This is a genomic window from Staphylococcus sp. HMSC062A01 (genome assembly GCF_001836805.1).
Taxonomy (GTDB): Bacteria; Bacillota; Bacilli; order Staphylococcales; family Staphylococcaceae; genus Staphylococcus; species Staphylococcus haemolyticus.
The window spans coordinates 1-1,779 of the sequence record NZ_KV830632.1; the positions used below are offsets into that span (position 1 = coordinate 1).

Sequence of the window (1,779 nt, forward strand, 5' to 3'; positions counted from 1 at the left end):
ATCAAGAGTTTATAAACTCTTGATACACCTTTTACATTCCTTTTTAATTACCAAACAGTCTACTCCAAAAACTTTTTTTAGAATAATTTTCGTTTCTTATATCCTCTTTCTGATCACCATCTGTTTTATCACTTTTTTGTGATTCACTATCTTGTTGTTTATCCTCATGTTTATCTTTACTTTCATCACTGAACTGAGAAACTATTTTTTCTTTTTGATTATCTGAGTCACTATTTATAGAATCCATATTGTCCATTGTTTCTTGAACTTCAATGTCCTGTCTTTTATTAGCAGAATAATTAAGTTGCTTTTCTTCTTCTAACTTAGACTCTAACTTTTGTATTTTTTTGTTACTTTCCAATGCTAATACTTGTTGGTTTTCAAGTAATTTCGACCTTTCTTGTAATTCTTTCCTATAAAATTCTATTGTCGTTTCATGACGTTTTTCTTGTTTTTCAAGTTGCTTATTTAAAGTATCTATTTGCTTTTCAAGTAGTTCAATTATTTGAACATCATATTTAGATTCATTTTTTGTATTATCTATTTTAACTTTTTCTGAGCTTGTGTTAGTACTTTCAAATCCATATTTCTTTTTATTTCGGATTACTCTTTGAATAACCTTTTCTACATCAACATCATTTTTAATGAATGAAGTATTATCCTGTTTTATTGTTTCTATATTCAATCTTTTTATATTATTAAACACAGTCTGTTTACTAACTTCCAATTCTTCACTGATTTGTTTAACACTCTTCATATCTTCAACCCTTTATAAATACTTTATCAACCCTTTATAAGAAAATTCTATCACAAATGCTTTTATAAAGGTATCTTTATAAAAAATAAAAACCCTTTATAAACATTTGATAACAATTCCGTCAAGTGTTTATAAAGGGTTTTTAAGTGAAATTATAATATCTTTTATATGTTCTTTTTTAATGATATAATATTCATAATACGTTTTAGTCCCAACTACTGGTAATAGTTGGGACTTGGTAATAAAACGTTACAATACGTTAGCTATTTAATTTGATATATGTATTATATACAACAATATCTACAGTTTGCAAGTCAAAAAGTTATGTGGATTTGTAATGTTTTATTACCTCTATTCAAATTTAATTGGAAAGAGGTTTTTTATTATGTCTCGTAAAAATATTAAAAATCAAGCTAGTCAAAATTTTTATATGCTACACAAAGCATTATTTGTTAATGAAAAATATAAAAAATTAAGTGATAGTGCCAAAGTCACTTATGCAATCCTCAATGATAGAGTTAGCTTATCAATTAAAAATAATTGGATCGATGATAATGGGGATATATATTTCATTTTTACAAACGAAAGTCTCCAGAATATATTAGATAAAAGTAAGAATACAATTACTAAAATAAAAAAAGAACTTCAAGAAGTAGGGTTACTTGAACAAATACGTACAGGATTTAATAAACCTAATAAATTATATTTGCATGATATAGAAACTAATATTAGTGTAGAAAAAAGTATTCAATCCTCATCTACAACCTATAATGACAAGGAGTCCCAAATTTTGGGACTCCAGAATCCCGAAATTTGGGACTCCAGAATCTCAAAATTTGGGACTCCAGAATCCCAAATTTTAGACCCTAATGATACTGATTATATTAAGACTGATTATATTAAGACTGAGAATAATGATACGGATGATTTGAATGATAATAAACTAAAATATCCTAGTAATCATACAAATCATTCAAATCACAACAACTCAAACTTTAATAATGAAGCTTTAAAATTCCAAT

The 1,779-nt window shown here is 26.1% G+C and carries 2 protein-coding genes; one reads left to right on the forward strand and one right to left on the reverse strand.

The genetic code is table 11. The annotated features are described in order from the left end of the window. Positions 1–43: 43 nt before the first annotated feature. The gene (locus HMPREF2715_RS08425; RefSeq protein ID WP_002447742.1) at positions 44–757 is read right to left on the reverse strand and encodes a DUF536 domain-containing protein; all 714 of its coding nucleotides are present in this window, start codon (positions 755–757) and stop codon (positions 44–46) included. A gap of 385 nt (positions 758–1,142) precedes the next feature. Here HMPREF2715_RS08425 and HMPREF2715_RS08430 point away from each other — a divergent pair. After that, the coding region (locus HMPREF2715_RS08430) for a replication initiator protein A (protein WP_070839843.1) at positions 1,143–1,779 on the forward strand (637 nt) is incomplete at its 3' end.